The sequence below is a fragment of the Vibrio methylphosphonaticus genome, from assembly GCF_023634655.1.
Taxonomy (GTDB): Bacteria; Pseudomonadota; Gammaproteobacteria; order Enterobacterales; family Vibrionaceae; genus Vibrio; species Vibrio methylphosphonaticus.
Genome location: NZ_JAMKMS010000004.1, coordinates 135,191 through 154,017 on the forward strand (window position 1 = coordinate 135,191; position 18,827 = coordinate 154,017).

At 43.2% G+C, this 18,827-nt stretch carries 16 protein-coding genes; 11 read left to right on the forward strand and 5 right to left on the reverse strand.

The window, feature by feature from the left end; translation table 11 throughout:
* Nucleotides 1-52: 52 nt before the first annotated feature.
* The 7 genes from pabC (at nt 53) to M9196_RS06215 (ending at nt 7,130) form a co-directional block, all read left to right on the forward strand.
* Nucleotides 53-859: an aminodeoxychorismate lyase gene (gene pabC / locus M9196_RS06185; protein WP_250616654.1), complete on the forward strand. Its 807-nt coding sequence runs from the start codon at nt 53-55 to the stop codon at nt 857-859.
* Nucleotides 853-1,869, forward strand: coding sequence for an endolytic transglycosylase MltG (gene mltG / locus M9196_RS06190; RefSeq protein ID WP_250616655.1), 1,017 nt, complete (start codon nt 853-855; stop codon nt 1,867-1,869). The genes pabC and mltG overlap by 7 nt, the downstream gene beginning before the upstream one ends.
* Nucleotides 1,866-2,504, forward strand: coding sequence for a dTMP kinase (gene tmk, locus M9196_RS06195; RefSeq protein WP_250616656.1), 639 nt, complete (start codon nt 1,866-1,868; stop codon nt 2,502-2,504). The genes mltG and tmk overlap by 4 nt, the downstream gene beginning before the upstream one ends.
* Nucleotides 2,505-2,507: 3 nt before the next feature.
* On the forward strand, nt 2,508-3,464 hold the full coding sequence (locus M9196_RS23610; RefSeq protein WP_250616657.1) for a DNA polymerase III subunit delta' C-terminal domain-containing protein: 957 nt from the start codon (nt 2,508-2,510) through the stop codon (nt 3,462-3,464).
* Nucleotides 3,465-3,690: 226 nt separating this feature from the next.
* Nucleotides 3,691-4,458 carry a TatD family hydrolase gene (locus M9196_RS06205; RefSeq protein WP_250616658.1) on the forward strand — a complete coding sequence of 256 codons (768 nt, stop codon included), beginning with the start codon at nt 3,691-3,693 and terminating at the stop codon, nt 4,456-4,458.
* 455 nt (nt 4,459-4,913) lie between these two features.
* Complete coding sequence (ptsG, locus tag M9196_RS06210) at nt 4,914-6,347, forward strand: PTS glucose transporter subunit IIBC (RefSeq protein WP_250616659.1); 1,434 nt, start codon at nt 4,914-4,916, stop codon at nt 6,345-6,347.
* 189 nt (nt 6,348-6,536) lie between these two features.
* Nucleotides 6,537-7,130, forward strand: a complete 594-nt coding sequence (locus M9196_RS06215) for a hypothetical protein (RefSeq protein ID WP_250616660.1) — start codon at nt 6,537-6,539, stop codon at nt 7,128-7,130.
* 113 nt (nt 7,131-7,243) lie between these two features.
* Here the strand turns inward: M9196_RS06215 and M9196_RS06220 are convergent, their stop codons facing one another.
* From M9196_RS06220 to M9196_RS06230, 3 genes are all read right to left on the reverse strand, one after another.
* A complete protein-coding gene (locus tag M9196_RS06220; protein ID WP_106427128.1) occupies nt 7,244-7,345 on the reverse strand; it encodes a MetS family NSS transporter small subunit in 102 nt (33 codons plus the stop codon).
* Between the two features lies 1 nt (nt 7,346).
* Nucleotides 7,347-8,816: a sodium-dependent transporter gene (locus tag M9196_RS06225; protein ID WP_250616661.1), complete on the reverse strand. Its 1,470-nt coding sequence runs from the start codon at nt 8,814-8,816 to the stop codon at nt 7,347-7,349.
* Nucleotides 8,817-9,292: 476 nt separating this feature from the next.
* Nucleotides 9,293-9,889 (reverse strand): outer membrane protein, encoded by a 597-nt coding sequence (locus M9196_RS06230; RefSeq protein ID WP_250616662.1) that lies wholly within the window; start codon nt 9,887-9,889, stop codon nt 9,293-9,295.
* A gap of 169 nt (nt 9,890-10,058) precedes the next feature.
* On the opposite strand from M9196_RS06230, the gene cydH reads away from it, so the two are divergent.
* From cydH to M9196_RS06250, 4 genes are all read left to right on the forward strand, one after another.
* Nucleotides 10,059-10,151, forward strand: coding sequence for a cytochrome bd-I oxidase subunit CydH (gene cydH / locus M9196_RS06235; protein WP_250616663.1), 93 nt, complete (start codon nt 10,059-10,061; stop codon nt 10,149-10,151).
* An 8-nt stretch (nt 10,152-10,159) separates the two neighbouring features.
* Nucleotides 10,160-11,323 (forward strand): patatin-like phospholipase family protein, encoded by a 1,164-nt coding sequence (locus M9196_RS06240; RefSeq protein WP_250616664.1) that lies wholly within the window; start codon nt 10,160-10,162, stop codon nt 11,321-11,323.
* A gap of 270 nt (nt 11,324-11,593) precedes the next feature.
* Nucleotides 11,594-12,811 carry a sugar metabolism global transcriptional regulator Mlc gene (mlc, locus tag M9196_RS06245; protein WP_250616665.1) on the forward strand — a complete coding sequence of 406 codons (1,218 nt, stop codon included), beginning with the start codon at nt 11,594-11,596 and terminating at the stop codon, nt 12,809-12,811.
* 136 nt (nt 12,812-12,947) lie between these two features.
* On the forward strand, nt 12,948-13,886 hold the full coding sequence (locus tag M9196_RS06250) for a chemotaxis protein CheV (protein ID WP_250616666.1): 939 nt from the start codon (nt 12,948-12,950) through the stop codon (nt 13,884-13,886).
* A 329-nt stretch (nt 13,887-14,215) separates the two neighbouring features.
* Here the strand turns inward: M9196_RS06250 and M9196_RS06255 are convergent, their stop codons facing one another.
* Nucleotides 14,216-17,386, reverse strand: coding sequence for an error-prone DNA polymerase (locus tag M9196_RS06255; RefSeq protein ID WP_250616667.1), 3,171 nt, complete (start codon nt 17,384-17,386; stop codon nt 14,216-14,218).
* 8 nt (nt 17,387-17,394) lie between these two features.
* Nucleotides 17,395-18,819 (reverse strand): Y-family DNA polymerase, encoded by a 1,425-nt coding sequence (locus tag M9196_RS06260; RefSeq protein ID WP_250616822.1) that lies wholly within the window; start codon nt 18,817-18,819, stop codon nt 17,395-17,397.
* Nucleotides 18,820-18,827 lie beyond the last annotated feature (8 nt).

The window sequence follows — 18,827 nt, forward strand, 5'->3', positions numbered from 1 at the left end:
TCGAACGGCTTGATGCTTAGCATTAAGCCGTTTGTTTATTTAGGGAAGACACATGTTCTGGCGAGACGGAGAAATTATTGAAAAAGTGTCTGTGTCAGACAGAAGTTTTCAATATGGTGACGGTTGCTTTACAACGATATTGACCAAACATGGCAATATCTCGTTGTGGCAGCAACATGTTGCTCGAATGAACACCGCCCTCAAGGTGTTGCAGATCCCACAACCCAATTGGTCCGTTGTCTATGAACAACTCACTTCCGTCGCGCTAATGGCGCCACTTGCTGGGTTAAAAATTCATGTCAGTCGTGGGTGCGGTGGCAGGGGCTACAGTCCCTCGGTTGAGAGTGGACCAATCACTACGATCAGTTGCTTTCCCTATCCTGCACATTACTTGTCATGGCGTAAAGAAGGGTTATCTTTAATGTTGTGTCAGACAAGGTTAGGGCTAAACCCTTTGCTTGCGGGTATCAAGCACAATAACCGTTTAGAGCAAGTATTGATGAAAGCGGAAATAGAGAAAACTCGCTTTGATGATGGTCTCGCCCTTGATTTGAATGACAATGTGATTGAAACGAGTATGGCAAACGTATTTTGGGTGAGTGAAAACAAGGTTTATACGCCCACCCTTTTTAACTCAGGTGTGGCAGGGGTTATGAGAGCTGCGATCATTGAAGCGTTAAACCACTTGCAGATAGAGTGCTATGAAGGTGAGTACACGTTGTCAGCGCTCTTGGCAGCGGATGAAATATTTGTGAGCAATTGTATTCTAGGGGTTGCACCAGTAAAGGAAATTGAGGAAGCTGCTTTACCTATTGGTAAGGTTACTAGACGTATTCAGGAGTATTTAGGTCAGTGTTAAAGAAGCTGTTATTCATTATTATTGCGCTCGTTGTTTTGGCTCTCGGAGCGATGTTTTATGTGCAGAAGGGTGTTGAAACATTCCTTGGGCAATCTTTGCGTATTGAATCACCTCAGTTAGTGACGATAAAAAGAGGTAATAACCTCAATACTGTATTTTCACAACTCCAACAAAATGATTGGATTGACGAAAGTCCTTTTTCTCAACTTGTCCGTCGTTTTCACCCTGAGCTATCTCATCTTAAAGTGGGTACTTTCCAGCTCACACCAGATATGGATCTCACCCAAGCGATTGATGCATTAAACGAAGGTGTTGAGTATCAGCTAGCGATAACATTTATTGAAGGTTCAACCTTTAAAGAGTGGCGCAAGCAACTGTCCGTTGCGGAGCATTTAAATCAAGTTACGAGTGACATGTCGGAAGCCGATATAGCCGCGAAACTTGAAATTCCACAAACAAAACTAGAAGGGTTGTTTTTAGCGGAAACGTATCACTATGCTGTAGGAGATAGCGATCTTGATATTTTGCGTCGAGCTCACAATAAACTCAACCGTATCCTTACAACAAATTGGGATAATAAACAGCAAGATTTGCCTCTTAAAACACCCTACGAAGCGTTGATACTTGCCTCTATCATAGAGAAAGAAACCGCGGTAGCATCAGAACGTGAACGAGTCGCTTCGGTATTCGTTAATCGTCTAAATAGACCGATGCGCCTGCAAACCGATCCTACCGTGATTTACGGAATGGGAGAGCGGTATGATGGTAACATTCGTAAGAAGGATTTGCGTGAGAGAACACCATACAATACATATGTTATTGATGGGTTACCACCAACCCCGATTGCGATGCCAGGGGAAGCATCTATTCATGCTGCACTACACCCTGAAACAAGCCGCTACCTTTATTTTGTCGCCAGTGGTACTGGAGGGCATGTGTTTTCTAAAAACCTTAGAGATCATAATCGTGCGGTACAAAGTTATTTAAAAACGATAAGAAGTCAGAAATGAGCCAAGCTAAATTTATTGTTATTGAAGGGCTAGAAGGCGCAGGCAAAAGCACTGCTATTCAGACTCTTCGCTCGGAATTAGAACGTTCAGGTATTGAACGAATCACTAACACGCGAGAGCCTGGCGGTACCGCTCTGGCAGAAAAAATGCGAGCGTTAGTGAAAGAAGAGCACGCGGATGAAGCGTTGCAAGATCGTTCTGAGCTGCTTCTTATGTACGCCGCTCGTATTCAGCTTGTGGAAACGGTGATCAAACCAGCATTGGCAGAAGGTACATGGGTGATCGGTGATCGCCATGATATGTCATCTCAAGCTTATCAAGGCGGTGGTCGTCAAATTGATGAATCGGTCATGATGTCACTTAAGCAAATAGCCATTGGTGATTTTAAACCGGATTTCACGCTCTATCTTGATATTGACCCTAAGTTAGGTTTAGAAAGAGCTCGTGGTCGTGGTGAGTTGGATCGCATTGAAAAAATGGACTTGAGCTTCTTTGAAAGAACTCGAGCATCTTACCTGAAAATTGCTGAGTCTGACGATAGCGTAGCGATTGTAGATGCAAGCCAGTCTATTGACGGTGTGCAAAAAAGCATTCAAGCAGCAGTGCAAACGTGGTTGACAGGGCAGAAGGGGTAAGCGGTGAAAAGCTATCCTTGGCTTGAGGGGCTTTGGCTTCAACTCAAGCAGAGCCTTGACAATGATCGTATCCCGGGCGCATTGCTCATTCAGGCGCAGAAAGGCTTAGCCCCTGATGCACTGATACACCAATACGTGTCAGGGGTTATGTGCCAAAACGACCCTTCAGAGCCATGCGGGTTTTGTCATTCCTGTGATTTGTTAAAGAGTGAATCGCACCCGGATGTTCATTATTTGTTGCCGGAAAAAGATAAAAAGGCGTTGTCGGTTGATCAAATCCGTCAGGCTAATAAATGGGCCCAAGAGTCATCTCAGTTTGGTCGATACCGTATAATCGTGATACCGAATGCGGAAACCATGAATGTCTCGGCTTCCAATGCGTTGCTTAAGACACTTGAGGAGCCCGCTAAGCAGTGCCTATTCATATTATCGACCGAGAACGCAAAGCTTTTGCTTCCCACGATACGAAGTCGCTGTGAGGTGTGGCACATTGCTCTGCCTAATGCTCAAACTTGTTTGGAATGGGTTGGAGAGCAGACGGGTAAACCAGTATCTGAATCTGCAGGCTATTTGTGCAGTTATGAACCATTGACGGTATTGAATTTTATTAAGGAAAAACACGATAAATCTTACGATTTGATGATGGATGCATTCATCACCTTCCTACAGGGCACCCGTTTGGACACATCGAGTGTTTGGGCGGAAATGTCAAAAAGCAAGATTGATCTTAGCATCACCTTAGGCTGGTATTGGCATCTACTTTGTTCAGCTCAAAAATGGTCGTTAGGGCTGAGCGGCGAAAATTATTTGAAAGAGGCGGGACCGTTGGCAGAACTCTTTTCTTATGAGTGTTTATTTCAGCAAGGCAACCGAATTCAAGAGTTACGTAGCCAGTTGCGTTCAAATCCAGGGCTAAATGGCGAAGTGTTATTTGCCAGTTGGTTGTATGAATTTGGCTAAGCCCTATGCGACAAGTATACCGCTTCTTAACATAGCGAAAAGCCTAATAATTAGCTTAGCCAGAAAGAGGCGTGACGCTTAGCGTGTTTACTTTAGAATATAGGCTGATTTCAGCCTATATTTTTCTATTGTCGATGCCGCCCCTTTACTTCAATCATCCGCTATATTGTTTAATCATATACGCTATTTAGTATCGTCATTTATATTTCACAAAAGTACCTATCTTATGTTTGTAGATTCTCATTGCCATCTCGATAAGCTTAACCTAGACGACCACCCGACTGGGATTGAAGCCATTATTAATCAAGCCAAAGCCGCTAATGTAAAAAAGCTACTCTCGGTTGGTGTTACCCTAGAAGCTTTTCCGGGAATGATGGCGCTCATCGAGCCTTACCCAGAAGTCATGGCGTCTTGTGGTGTTCATCCATTAGATGTTGAAAGTGCATTTTCACTTGAGACATTTAAAGAGTATGTGGCGCATCCAAAAGTGGTCGCGGTTGGTGAAACCGGCTTGGACTACCACTACCAGCCAGAAACAGCAGCGCTGCAAAAAGAGCGATTTGAACAGCAAGTGAGTGTTGCGGTGGACGTGAACAAACCACTTATCATTCATACGCGCGATGCACGTGAAGATACACTCTCTATTCTACGTAATGGTGGCGCGGAGCGCTGCGGCGGTGTGATTCATTGCTTCACTGAAGACCTTCCATTTGCCGAAGCTGCGATGGAGCTGGGTTTTTATATTTCAATCTCAGGCATCGTCACTTTTCGTCAGGCAAAAGAGTTGAAAGAAGTTGTCAAACAACTCCCATTAGATCGACTTTTAATTGAAACCGACTCGCCGTATTTAGCCCCAGTTCCCCATAGAGGTAAGCAGAACCAACCCGCTTATGTTGTTGAAGTCGCCGCGTATATTGCGCAATTAAGAGGCATTTCTTTATCTGAAGTGGCAGAAAAGACGTCAGAAAACTACCAGTCTCTTTTTTTGCGATAACAATTAAGTTGGCGTGTTATTTGAGCGGAAAGGGTGCTTTGGGCATCCTTTTTTTCAATTGCAAGTCGAATAGTTAACAAAATGTTAGTGTTAACTAAAAATGTTGAACCAAAGTGGACGCTACAGCACGGTGTGTAATTACGTTACGTAAAATAACTTATAGAGCGATTTTATTTAGTGGGTAAAATTAATTGACACAAATATAATTTATTTATTTTTCAGTCGCTTAGGTTGATTTTTTAGTGCGTTTGAGTACTTTTTTGACTGTGATCTACTCTGAGTTTTGAAACTTAACTTTGTAACACTGTAGAAAGTATTAGGGTCATCAAGCTATATTTGTCAGCAGAAAATACAAATCATAATGTGGTTACATTTTCATTGGGTGCTAACATTTAAGGCTGCGGGGGTGTGCCGTTAGTACCCATTAATCTAATAACTTTATCAGGAGCATAAACATGTTTAAGAACCTTTTTGCTAACCTGCAAAAAGTTGGTAAGTCACTGATGCTACCAGTATCAGTTTTACCAGTTGCAGGTATTCTATTAGGGGTAGGCGCGGCCGACCTTAGCTTTATTCCAGACGTAGTATCAAACTTAATGGAACAAGCTGGTGGTTCAGTATTCGGTCAAATGGCATTGCTATTTGCAGTGGGTGTTGCACTAGGCTTTACTAACAACGACGGTGTTGCAGGTCTTGCTGCAATCGTGGGTTACGGCATCATGACAGCAACGCTAAGCGTTATGGCTGATGTTATGGGTGTTGAAGGCATCGATACTGGCGTACTAGGTGGTATCCTAGTCGGTGGTGTTGCAGCTTGGGCATTTAACCGCTTCTTCAAAATTCAATTACCGGAATACCTTGGCTTCTTCGCTGGTAAGCGTGCTGTGCCAATCATTACAGGTTTCACGGCAATTGGTCTTGGTATCCTGCTTTCTATCATTTGGCCACCAATTGGCGGCGCTATCGGTGCGTTCTCTGATTGGGCTGCACACCAAAACCCAACCGTTGCATTCGGTATCTACGGTATCGTTGAGCGTTCTCTGATTCCATTTGGTCTTCACCACGTATGGAACGTACCATTCTTCTTCGAAGCGGGTACATGTATCAATGCAGCAGGCGAAACTCAAAACGGCGTTCTAACTTGTTACCTAGTTGCTGATGAAGCATCTCGTGCAGCGGGCAATGGCTTCGGTCAACTAGCTGGCGGTTACATGTTTAAGATGTTCGGTCTACCAGCAGCGGCAATTGCTATCGCACATTGTGCTAAACCTGAAAACCGTGCGAAAGTAATGGGCATCATGGCTTCTGCAGCTCTGACTTCATTCCTAACGGGTATTACTGAACCAATCGAATTCTCTTTCCTATTCGTTGCTCCAGTACTTTACGCAATCCACGCTCTACTAGCGGGTTCTGCTTACGTTGTTGCTAACATGCTTGGCTTTGTACACGGTACTTCGTTCTCGCACGGTCTTATCGACTTCCTAGTTCTTTCTGGTAACTCTCAGAAGATCGGCCTAATGGTTGCTGTTGGTCTGGTTTACGCGGCTATTTACTACTTCGTATTCCGCACTGTTATCACAGCGATGGATCTTAAGACTCCAGGTCGTGAAGATGAGTCTGAAGAAGCAACTACAGTTCAATCTGGTAGCGAAATGGCTGGTGAACTTGTTGCAGCGTTCGGCGGTAAAGCAAACATCACTGGTCTAGACGCATGTATCACTCGTCTACGTGTTGCAGTAGCAGACGTAGAACAAGTTGACCAAGATAAGCTTAAGAAGCTTGGTGCAGCTGGTGTTGTTGTTGTTGCGGGTGGCGTACAAGCTATCTTCGGTACTAAGTCTGATAACTTGAAAACAGATATGGACGAGTGGATTCGTAACCACGGTTAATATCTAAGTCATTAAGTTAAGTATTAAGGGAAGCATTTGCTTCCCTTTTTTCTATCTGAACCTTGTCTTACCTCTTTCCTTGTCATGACATAACGATTACTTCATTCACTAAAATCTCTGCAATTTTGTTATACCCATTAAGGCTCTCATTAATTAGAAGAGCGGCAGCATTAAGCAGAGAACAAACACATGAAATCAAAATTCTATTTCGGCATCAGTTTAATTAGCCTGATGTTCGTTTCTACCTTGTCATTTGCAGCAGGCAATACTGCGGGTGCGGAAGAAGAGTGGCAGATCGTTGAAGAAGGTAGTAGCAACGCAGCAACGGCGAAACCTACAACAAGCACCAATCGCAGCGCTTCTTCGAATAGCAGCGCCTCATCGAGCCAACCCCAATCAAAGTCCAACAGTCAACGTTCTTCCAGTCGGAGCAGCGGTGGTAATGGTGGGTTTAAAATTGGTATGGGGTTAGATCAAGGCCTTAGCGTAGTTGGCCAAATCAACAATCAGGTTAACTTTGCGATTGGTAATGATGGCATTGCCGCCGATTACATTTTTAATCGTGGCCGTTTTGGTGGTGATGTGCCGTTTACTTGGTTTGCTGGTGTCGGTGGTCAAATTAAACGTTCTGATAACTTCGGCCCGCGAATCGCTCTGGGTGTCGAACTTGATATCTCGAATGGTTGGGATGCTTATGCGCAGCTAACACCCAATATGATGTTCCACAAGAGTGATTTGAAATTAGGGATTGGAGCGGGTATCGGTATTCGTTACAGCTTTTAAAAGTAAAGACTGAATACAGCATTAATAAGAAAGCCAGCATAACGATGCTGGCTTTTATTCTGTTGCCTTAACGACTCAGTAGAATGGTGTTAAAGCCGATTGAAAGTAGCAGGTTACTTGTGGTTTTTGTCCATGGCTTTTTTGATGCAGTATGATGCACCACCCCATGTAATACCTAGCCCTAGAACCATCATGATGATAGCGCTTGTTGTCATTTTAAGCGTCCTTCTTACTTGTTACATTGACGGCAACACCGACGACGACGAGCAGCCCCATGAGTCCCCAGCCAAGTAGCATGAGATCAAATTGTGCATAGCCGCCATAACCTTCAGTGATTAGAGTTTGGAACTTTGTTGCTACAATAACCGCGAGAATCACTGGCGTGATAAAGCGTAAGCAGATATCGAACCAAGCGCCGATTGAAAAATCAGAGACTTTGTTAACATACTCGCGAACATCGGCAATTTTAAGTAGCCATGCCATAAGTATTATCTCAATGAAGCAGCTCACAACAATACCCACGTTATTTGCGAAGTGGTCGACTAAATCTAAGAGTAGCAGACCGCCATTGGTTGCAAACGCCATCGAAATAATGAGCCCAGAACCGCAAATAATAGTGGCCGCTTTTTTACGACTCCAGTTCAGTTTGTCGATGACTGCTGAGGTGACCGCTTCCATGATAGAAATATGAGAACTTAAACCTGCAATCACGAGTGCAAAGAAGAATAGAGGTCCCAAAATGTATGGTGCCGGTAGCAGGTTGATCGCTGCAGGAAGTGTGACAAATGCTAAACCTACACCTGCAGTCACAACCTCAGTCAGTGGTTTCCCTTGTTCCTGAGCCATGTAGCCAAGTACGGAGAAAATCATGATACCCGCTAGGATAGAGAAGCCACAGTTAATTAATACAGTCATGAAAGCATTGTTAGTAATGTCTGACTTTTCAGGCAAATAACTTGAATACGCGAGCATGATGGCGAAACCAATACTTAACGTGAAAAAGATTTGGCCATAAGCGGCTGCCCAAACTTTCATATCCCATATTTTACTGAAATCTGGCTCGAAGAGGTAGTTAACACCATTGAGTGCGCCTGGAAGAAACACCATACGTCCAATAAGTAGGATGACCATGATGAACAAGATAGGCATCATGATTTTTGCTGCTCGCTCAATGCCTGCTTTTACACCACCGGCTATAGCGGAGTAGGTGATCGCCCAAGCAATAAGCATGGAACCAGCAATTTTCCATTGAATTGAACCAAGGCTCGTTGGTGAGTTATCGCCTAATTGCAGATATTCACTAAAGAAGAAGGCATTGGTATCGCTTCCCCAGCTTTGAGTAAATGACATACCAAAATAAGAAATTGCCCAGCCTATAACGGCGACGTAATAGACGGCGATTGTTGCCGCAACACCAACCTGAAACCAGCCGAGCCATTCAAATTTGGCGTTGATTTTGCTGAGTGTTTTGGGCGCAGAACCTCGGTATTTTTGACCCATACTGAATTCTAATATCATGAATGGGATACCGGCGGTGATCATGGCAAAAAGATAAGGAATAAAGAATGCACCCCCACCGTTTTCATAAGCCATATAAGGGAATCGCCAAATGTTGCCGAGGCCGATTGCTGATCCGACTGCTGCAAGAATAAATCCTGCTCGGGATCCCCATTGTTCGCGTTTCATAGTTAACTCCTTTTAAACATCATCTGCGACATAAAATGCTACTCAATAAGTAGCGAGCTTCATCAATTATTAAAATAGAATGTCGATGATGAGCTAATGATCGGTTGTGCTGCGTTGTGTTTGTGGGTTTTTATTCTAATTAAGAGTATCTTAAGTAGTGATATGTACCGAATTGATTGTATCTCAGTGTGAAGGATTGATACTTTAAACTGATCGTAAGGTTAAGATTACCCATGTTGCCGGGCATTGGCAATAGATTGCGTTTTTATAAGGGGTGGGTGTGCTTAGGTTATTGTGCTTCTAAAATAATATTAGTTGGTGATTTACTCTAATTGTAATGTGCATCCCAATTGGATCGATAGTTAGTGGTTTCATAAGTAGTGTAAATAACTAAATTATGATTCAGAGAAAGTATCTAAAATATGTGCTACAAACCAATATAAATTTCTAAGCTTTATTCGTCATAGAGTTAGTCACTAAAACTTAATGCTTACGCCAATATTTGTTTGGAACTGATTCATCCACTGTGTATTAAAACCTATAAAGCAACTTTGATCGTTGGTAGGCAAATTACATACAGAGATGCTTTCGTTACTCACAACGGTCCCCTGCCACCTTGCTTGACCATTGAGAAATAAATGGGGCACCAATTGGTATTCAATTCCCCCAAAAATACTCGCCGCAAAGCCAGTTTGAGACTTCGTCCAGTCTGCTGATATGTGAGAAGCACCTAGTCCAGCACCAATATACGCTACCGTTTTATTTGCTACTTGATATTCAGCGCTGCTTTGGAGTTGTAAATACTGTATCTGCGAGTCCAGATTTAGCGTATCAAGAGAAGAGTTCTGCTGTGAATAGAACGCCCCGATACGGCCATTTAAAATTGGGAATTCAACCGCTAGAGCGAGATTACTGGAAGGAGAGATGTCGTAGGTTTTGTTTTCTCCATCAGCGGCAGTCCCGCCAATACTGTAACCAATGAAGGGGGTAACAATAATATTAGAGGAACAGAGTGGGGACGCCGTAATTAAAACAACAAAAGTCGCTATTAATCGCCCGATCGAGTTGGACATGTAGCACTCCTTAGCTGACATAGACAGGGTTTGCGTTAGTAGCGTTATTACACTGTTTGTACTAACTTTTAAACATAGTGTGACAGTAACATCATAATTTTGAAGTCGTTATTTCCGTATTGGTATACTGTGTCACAATAGTAAATACAATGTTACATTTGGAGGTTGTATGGACTTTAATTTGAAAATGGCGCTTGGTGTTACCGCGATAGCGTTTACAATTATTCTTGGGTTTGGCTTCACAGCAATTTTGGCTGCCTAGCTTACGATATGGCAAATACTGGTGTGGTAACGGATTCCCAGGCTGTTATTGACCCTAAACGTTTTGGTCAATACGTAGGCGGAAAAACGGCGCTGGTAGCACAGGGAGGAGGGCAACGAGGTATTTTTACTTCAGGGGTCCTTGACTCTTTTTTGCTTTCCAATTTTGATCCTTTTGATGAGTTTTATGGCACGTCTGCAGGCGCGCTGAACTTGTGTGCGTATTTGGCGCGACAACCCGGTTTAGGACGTGCGTTTCTACTGGATTTAACCACGGATCCGCAATTTTTTAATGTGTTTAGTTTTATCCGTAAAAAGCAATCACTTAACCTAAAGTGGGCACTGGATAAATTATATGATTACCCTTATAAGCTTGATATTGATATGGGACGACGGTCCATGGGCCATCGTCGAGCTTTTGCGGCAGTAACCGATACGTTAACCCTCAAAGATCATTATTTGCCTATGTTACAAGAAGATTGGTATTGGGTAATGATGGCGACCAGTGCAATACCAAATTTGTTTGATGGCTCGGTGTCGATAAATGGTCGTGAATATATTGATGGGGGAGTCTCTGCATCGATTCCGGTTCAAGAAGCGTGGCGACAGGAAAATCGAATGTTGGTGGTGATACGCACTGAAGAGCAATTTACCGAAGAGGAAGCTATCATTCCCGATCAACCTTTGGTTACTGAGCCTCCAACTTGGTTTCGCGAGTCACTAAATAGTGTTCAGTTGCAATGGCAAGATAAGCTAGAGCAATGGTCTAAAGATTGGAATGGTTTTTTTGATCTGCAGTTAAGCAAAGCTGAAGCCCAAAAACATTCGCAGCACCTCAATATGATCAATGGTGGTCGCTGGCTATTTGGCGGTGCTGATATCTATCGCCTTAGTCATTTGTTTGGTGAGAAATTTGATGCCGGGCTGGCAGATATGCTGATGGTACACTATCAAACTTATTCGTTGACCAGCACCTTCCTCTCTCTCCCTCCGGATGATTGTTTTATCCTGCAAATAGCACCGAGCCAACCTTTAAAAACGTCGTCATTGATGAGCAAAAAAGAAGACATCTTGCACGACTATCAATTAGGCTTAGAAGCTGGTTTTCGGTTTGTTGAGCACTATCAAGAGCTGGCTAAAACGCCTCAAAACTCACGTCGATTCTTTATCTAAAAAAAATAAAAACCGCTTACTTTTTACAATTGACCATCACTTATTTTAGTTGGATTAATAAGTGTGATTTTACGTGTGTTTTTGATGTCTTGCTTTGGCTCAGATGTCATATTCTTTCATTCTTTCCGTTGTGTTTTTGGTGAGTAACATGACTTGCACCCCAAACTTTGCCCTATATGCGTGATGTTTGTCACGGCGATTCACCAAACTGCTTCACAATTACTTCGCAAAGTAAAAAAATTGCTAGGTTGTTGTTTTTTGGAGTGCAAGATGTACATGGCTCAACCTGGGCATATCGACCATATCAAGCAGGTCAATGCTGGTCGTGTGTATAAATTAATAGACCAATTTGGGCCTATATCGCGTATCGATTTGTCGAAATTAAGTGGCTTAGCGCCAGCGAGTATTACGAAGATCACACGGGAACTTATCGCTGCACACCTTATTCATGAAACAGTGGTTCAGGAAGCGATCAGCCGCGGCCGTCCTGCTGTCGGTTTACAAGTGAATAATCAAGGATGGCAATTCTTATCGATGCGTTTGGGGCGAGGTTATTTGACTATCGCGCTTCATGAGCTTGGTGGGGATGTCCTCATTGATACAAAAATAGAGATTCATGAAGTCGATCAAGATGACGTAATCGCTCGTCTCTTATATGAAATCGAAGAGTTTTTTGAAACTTACACTAATGAATTAGACCGTGTTACCAGTATCGCGTTAACACTGCCCGGTTTAGTGAATACTGAGCAGGGTATCGTGTTGCAAATGCCACACTACAATGTGGCCAACTTTCCAATTGGTGCTGAGATATTTAATGCTACAGGTTTGCCTGTGTTTGTCGCGAATGATACTCGAGCCTGGGCGTTGGCTGAAAATTTATTTGGTCACTCTCAAGATTGTGATAATTCGGTTCTTATTTCCATTCACCATGGTTTAGGGGCGGGCATTATTCTTGATGGTCGTGTGTTGCAAGGTCGTCATGGCAATATTGGTGAGCTTGGGCATATTCAGATAGATCGTAATGGACTGGATTGCCACTGTGGTAATAAGGGCTGTCTAGAGACTGTCGCAAGCTCCCAAGCGATTCGACGCGAAGTGTCACAACGCATAGCTAATGGTGAAAAATCCGTATTAGCAGAGCAAGAAGAAATTAGCGTTGAGGCTATTTGTGAAGCCGCCGCTAATGGTGACCCGTTAGCGGTGAATGTGATTGAAAAACTAGGGGATAATCTAGGTTCTGCGATTGCGATAGTGATTAATTTGTTTAACCCCGAAAAAGTGTTAATTGGCGGGGTGATTAATCAGGCTAAGGACATTTTGTACCCAGCTATTCAGCGGTGTATAGAACAGCAAAGCCTACCCGTTTATACCCAAGACCTTAAGTTAGTTGAGTCTCGGTTTTATAAACAGGCGACAATGCCTGGCGCTGCACTGATTAAACAAGCTCTTTATGATGGCGTATTACTGATGAAAGTCATAGAAGGCTAATTTGGACGACTTTACCTTAGATACAGCTGGTGTTTGCCGAATATCATAGTTTTTGATGTTTTGTAGCAAAACTTCTTGTCCAAAGTGTTAATTGCATGAGATAAGAATTCTAGTCACTGTTTTTCAAGGAAGTTTCATGTCTAGTGTATTAAGTTCGGTTGATCAACGAACGCAGTTAGTGGGCGAAAATCGACTAGAATTATTAATGTTTAATCTCAATAGTCGCCAGACATTCGCTATCAACGTATTTAAAGTCAAGGAAGTGTTAAAGCTTCCATCTCTTACTCAGCTTCCTGGATCGCATCCTAGCATTTGCGGTGTTGCTTCCCTTAGAGGCGTTTCAGTCCCTGTTATCGATCTTAGGAGAGCGGTTGGCTTTCCTAGGCTTGCCGAAGGTGGCGATCAAAACCTTATTGTCACGGAATATAACCGTACTGTTCAGGGCTTCCTCGTCGGAGAAGTGAAGAATATTGTCAATACCACCTGGACTGAAATTCAACCTCCTCCGAGAACCGTTGGTCGTGCAAACTATCTAACAGCTATAACCAAGGTAGAAGAAGAACAGCATGTCCATTTGGTTGAAATCATCGACGTTGAGAAAGTGCTGGCAGAGATCATTGACTACGATGTGTCTATTTCAGAAGAAACATTAGATAAAGCACTACTGCCACACTTGGCGGGCAAAAAGATTTTGATAGTCGATGATTCTTCAACAGCCAGAAATCAAGTGAAGGGAACTCTGGCTCAATTGGGTGTTGAAATTATTGAGTGCTTTAATGGTGCGATGGCATTGAGATTATTAAAGCAGTGGTGTGACGAAGGCATTGATGTGTGTTCTGAATTATTAATGATGATAACGGATGCTGAAATGCCTGAAATGGATGGGTACAAGCTGACGCATGAGGTACGAAGTGATCCCAGGATGAGTCAACTTTATATCACATTGAATACGTCGCTAAGTGGCAGCTTTAACGATGCTATGGTGGAAAAAGTAGGGTGTGATCGCTTTATTTCAAAGTTTCAGCCGGATCTATTGGTTGATGTGGTTCAGCAAAGAATAAGCCAAACCCTATAAAGTTAGATTAAGTGCTCTAATTTTATAGCTGCAACCCGAACCGATAGAGTGCTATAGTTTCTATGTATCAATCTTTAATTTTAGATTGATACACCACAACTATAATTCTACTGACGAAAGGTTGTTCCATCAGAATGATTTGGCTAACTTCAAAAGTTGTAATGACTTTAAGTTTACTAGTATTCAGGGAATGGAAAAAAAGACGTACGGAAGCGCCAGTTGAAATAGAGCAGTAATGTAGTGGCTTGATAGCCTCATAATACTGTGATGTATTGTATTAAAAAGGGAGTGTGTACTCCCTTTTTTATTGTCTATTGAAAGTAGATTATTCAATGGAATTCACGAGATTGGACTTTTAACGTCGCCAACTGCTCGGTGAGATCCGTTAATTTACCTGCAATGATATGTGTGACGTTTCCTTCTTTTTCCAAGATGCCACTCACTTTTAAAATTTTTGCCGTTAAGTAGGCTTTTTTTTGTGCTTTCGCCGTTGCACTCCATACCACGACATTAATATTTCCAGTGTCATCTTCTAAGGTAATAAAGGTGACGCCTGCAGCCGTTCCTGGCGATTGTTTTCCTGTGACTAACCCAACAACGTGTACAACGGATTGGTGTGGATGGTGTTGAAGAGACTGACTTCTTGTAAACTTTCCTAATACGCCAGCCTGATCAAGTAGTTGAATGGGGTGCTGATGAAGTGACATATTCATCGAAGAAAAGTCTTCGAGTACATTGTCTATTTCGCTCGGCTGGTGGGGAAGAGGGGCTGCGTCATAAGGTAATGTTTGAAAGAGTGGTAAGTCTTGTAGATTGTCCATCATAGCCCAGCGAGTGGCGTAGCGATCACCTGAAATAACCTGTAGCGCATTGGCTGATGCGAGCAGTTCCAATTCTTTTTTGTTCAATCCTAATTGTTTGATTTGTGTAGGCGTAGTAAACCCAGTATCAGGACGGTGCTGGAGGATGCGTTGTACACTTTCATACCGTAATCCCTTGATCTGTTTAAAACCAAGACGGATAGCAAGGGAGGGAGCAGAATTCGGTTTTTCTGGTGTCCATGAGTAGGGGCGGCGTGCCTTCGCTCCTATTGAGTTTACATTTAAGCTTGAATGATGAGTGTTAGCTTGGTTGCTAATTGGCACTAAATCGTGATGATAACTGGAGTGGTTAATACACACTGGTAATATGGTGACACCATGCCTTTTTGCGTCCTGTATCAATTGTGAGGCGCTATAGAACCCCATAGGTAAACTATTGAGCAAAGCGGTATAGAAAGCATGTGGGTAATAATACTTTAGCCAAGCGGAGCTGTATGCCAAAACCGCAAAGGAAGCGGAATGGCTTTCTGGAAAACCATATTCACCAAAGCCGCAAATTTGCTCAAATAAACGTTCTGCAAACGCCAGTTCGTAGCCTCTTTGCAGCATCCCCTCAATGAGCTTAGCGCGAAATTTGAAAATATTGCCGCTTTTCTTCCATGCCGCCATCGCTCGACGCAGCTTGTCAGCTTCACCGCCGCTGAAGCCTGCTGCGACCATCGCCAATTTGATCACTTGCTCTTGAAAAATAGGTACACCTAAAGTCCGTGATAATACCGCTTCCACTTCTTTTGAGGGGTAAGAGATGGCTTCATCGCCGTTCCGCCGTTTAAGAAAAGGATGCACCATATCTCCTTGGATAGGACCCGGTCTGACAATGGCAATTTGTATAACGAGATCGTAATAACTTGCGGGCTTTAAGCGGGGTAGCATGCTCATTTGTGCCCGAGATTCAATCTGAAATACCCCAACAGTATCGGCAGCTTGAATCATTTTATAGACATTAGCATCGTCTTTTTGACGGCTAATATCTGCGATCGTTAACTCTACATCGTAGTGGTGCTTTACTAGCTGAAAGCATTTGCGAATGGCGGTTAACATCCCTAACGCTAAGACATCAACTTTTAGTAACCCTAGGCTTTCTAAATCATCTTTATCCCATTGAATGACGGTTCGTTCATCCATAGCGGCGTTTTCAACGGGTACCAATTCATATAACGGACCTGATGAAATGACAAAGCCACCAACGTGTTGCGATAGATGCCTAGGGAATCCCATAATTTCATTGACCAGTTCAATAAATTGTTGGCCTTTTAAAGAATCAGGCTGCAAACCAAGCTCAACGATTTGTGCTTGCCATCCCTGACTGCGATCACGGCGATTAATATTTTTAATAAAAAAATCGAGTTGAGTTTCACTGATCCCCAACACTTTTCCAACATCTCTGATAGCGCTTTTAAAACGATAGGAGATAACGGTAGCGGCAAGCGCGGCTCTCTCTCTTCCGTATTTTCGATAGATGTATTGAATGATTTCTTCGCGTCTTTCGTGTTCAAAATCGACATCGATATCGGGTGGCTCTTCACGTTCTTTGCTAATAAAACGTTCAAATAACACTGAAATATGTCTAGGATCGACGGAAGTGATCTCTAAGCAATAACACACTACAGAGTTCGCTGCGGATCCTCGACCTTGATAGAGGATCCCTTGTTGCTTAGCGAACATCACGACATCATGGATCGTAAGGAAGAAAAACGGGTAATCAAGTTGTTGAATTAAATTGAGCTCTTTCTCAATGATCTGTTCGATCTCGAATGAGACACCTTCAGGGAAGCGTATTGTCTTACCGTGTTCAACCAGTTTTCGTAGGTGGCTCATTGGGCTCTCTCCTTCTGGGAGGAGCTCACCAGGGTATTCATAGCGCAGTGAACTAAGTTTAAAGTCGCAGCATTGTGCAATACGAACACTTTCTGTCAGCCACTCTGGTTCGTAAATTTTTTCAAGTTTGCTCTTTGACCTTAGGCTGCGCTCAGTGTTGACTAATAGCTGACCGCAGACTTGGTCTATAGGGGTATTAAGGCGGATAGCGGTTAGAGTGTGTTGCAGAGGTAAGCGAGTTGCCGTATGCATAAGCACCCCGCCACAGGCCGTGATAGGAATGTGTAGTTGCTGGGAAAGTCGTTTGCAGTGCTGTAGATATTGGTGTTCATTAGAAGTTAAATGACGTTGCAGACCAACCCAGACTCTATTGCCGTGGTGTTTAGTTAACCATTGCCCCCATTTACTATCGTCATCACGCCCTGTTGGTAGCCAGATGATTAAGCAATGACGCAGTGACATGATGTCCCATTCTGATAATCGATATTGCCCTTTTTCACAGCGACGTCTTGCATTTGTTATGGTGCGGCAAAGCTCGGCATAAGCTTCTCTATTGGGGCAGAGTAAGACAAATTGACAATCTGAGTTGAGCCAAAACATACTCCCGATGATCTGTTTGATATGAAGATTGTGTTGTTTGATCGCAGTGTGCGCTCGTACCACGCCTGCCAGTGAGCATTCGTCAGTGATGGCTAAAGCCGAATATTGGAGAAATTCTGCTTGAAGCATGATTTCTTCAGCATGAGAGGCTCCGACAAGAAAAGAAAAGTTACTTTGACAAAACAGTTCTGCGTATTTCATTGCACTTCCTAACTAAATTGGCCATGCACAAACCACTGGTGCTCTTCAGTTCGAAATATCCATAACCATTGACCCGACGTATTTCGAGCAACGAAGTAATCTCGTTTAACTGGGTTACCGTCCCACCAACCGCTGACAATACGTTCAGGTCCAAGCGTAACCTTAACTTGAGTTGTGAGAGGAATAGGGTGTGGGTATAAAAGACTAGGTCTGAATAGCGTCGACGTTATGGTCGGCGGGCAAACTCGTGTGCACGGTTCGGTACTTATAGTAAAAGGAACGATTTGAGTTGCCATTTCAGGTCTTGGATCATCGCAAAGTAAAAGAGAGACCACCGCTTGCTGGCCAAGCTTGGCTTGTAGCGTAGAAGCCAGTTCTAATGCGGTTTGATTACCCTTTACTCCTTCAAATAAGTCATATTCATCACTGTTGTTTTCGCCTAATCTGGCCACTGAAAGTGTCAGGCCAGTGACGGCGCTGTCTAGACGAATATTTTCTAGCGTAAGAGCCGATAGGGCTTGCCACTTTGTTGCGAGATAGTCGCCTTGCGCGGAATGAAATTGGATGGTTTTATCTTGGTGTTCGCGTTGATGGAGCACAAGGTTAAGCTCATAAGCGATGCTGTCTCGCAATTTTAAAAATAACTCAAGTCTTTGGAACAAAGTGTTAAGAGGCTTTTCTAACCATGCGATGTTTTCAATATCGAACAACAGCTCAAGGAAATAACAAAAGAGCTCTGGTGGATGATAAAAATCGATAGGGTGCTTAAATTGCCCAGTAAGCTTACCAATGTAATTAACCAAATCAATATCGAATCGTTTAGCTACTTCAGGTAAAGGAAGGGCTAACAGGTCATTAATATGATGAATACCAACCCGTTGTAATTGGTTCACTTGTTGAGTAGGCAATCCACTCAATGAAATAGGGTAGCGGCGTACTGCATCCTTCAACTGTTGCGTATCCGTCGTCACCCAGTTTTTGCTTTGTTTCGCCATGAGGGTGGCTGCATAAGGAGAAAGTCCGGTTGAATAGGACGTATGAACCTGTAAATGTGCTAAGTGTTGGGACAACGTTTGCCAGTAATTCTCCATGTTGCTGTATAGCGATAGCATGTTGGTCACTTTGATTAAAATGCCATTAGGGGGGCAGAGGCTAATATCTGAGGTAATCAAATAGAGCCATTGAGCAATCTCAGTTAAACGCCGCTCTTCAATTTTAGGCTCGTAGGGGTGCACTTGTAAGTCTTGGCAAAGCGCCGCAGCACTACCAAGCCCCATCCCTAGTTGTAAACCTTGCTTTTCTGCTTCTTGATTGAGCTGCACAATCGTATGTTTACGCCCATCAACAATCGCCAAAGCAAGATTGCTATCTTCGTCTTGGCGAAATAACGTGTCCATTTGTAGTGTGGGAAAGTGTAGATATAACCAAAGCAACATTACGA

Excerpts from the sequence above, each read along its gene's own strand:
- pabC (WP_250616654.1), top strand. The coding sequence starts at position 53 with ATGTTCTGGCGAGACGGAGAAATTATTGAAAAAGTGTCTGTGTCAGAC.
- tmk (WP_250616656.1), top strand. The coding sequence starts at position 1,866 with ATGAGCCAAGCTAAATTTATTGTTATTGAAGGGCTAGAAGGCGCAGGC.
- M9196_RS06205 (WP_250616658.1), top strand. The coding sequence starts at position 3,691 with ATGTTTGTAGATTCTCATTGCCATCTCGATAAGCTTAACCTAGACGAC.
- ptsG (WP_250616659.1), top strand. The coding sequence starts at position 4,914 with ATGTTTAAGAACCTTTTTGCTAACCTGCAAAAAGTTGGTAAGTCACTG.
- M9196_RS06215 (WP_250616660.1), top strand. The coding sequence starts at position 6,537 with ATGAAATCAAAATTCTATTTCGGCATCAGTTTAATTAGCCTGATGTTC.
- M9196_RS06220 (WP_106427128.1), bottom strand. The coding sequence starts at position 7,345 with ATGACAACAAGCGCTATCATCATGATGGTTCTAGGGCTAGGTATTACA.
- M9196_RS06225 (WP_250616661.1), bottom strand. The coding sequence starts at position 8,816 with ATGAAACGCGAACAATGGGGATCCCGAGCAGGATTTATTCTTGCAGCA.
- M9196_RS06230 (WP_250616662.1), bottom strand. The coding sequence starts at position 9,889 with ATGTCCAACTCGATCGGGCGATTAATAGCGACTTTTGTTGTTTTAATT.
- cydH (WP_250616663.1), top strand. The coding sequence starts at position 10,059 with ATGGACTTTAATTTGAAAATGGCGCTTGGTGTTACCGCGATAGCGTTT.
- M9196_RS06240 (WP_250616664.1), top strand. The coding sequence starts at position 10,160 with ATGGCAAATACTGGTGTGGTAACGGATTCCCAGGCTGTTATTGACCCT.
- mlc (WP_250616665.1), top strand. The coding sequence starts at position 11,594 with ATGTACATGGCTCAACCTGGGCATATCGACCATATCAAGCAGGTCAAT.
- M9196_RS06250 (WP_250616666.1), top strand. The coding sequence starts at position 12,948 with ATGTCTAGTGTATTAAGTTCGGTTGATCAACGAACGCAGTTAGTGGGC.
- M9196_RS06255 (WP_250616667.1), bottom strand. The coding sequence starts at position 17,386 with ATGAAATACGCAGAACTGTTTTGTCAAAGTAACTTTTCTTTTCTTGTC.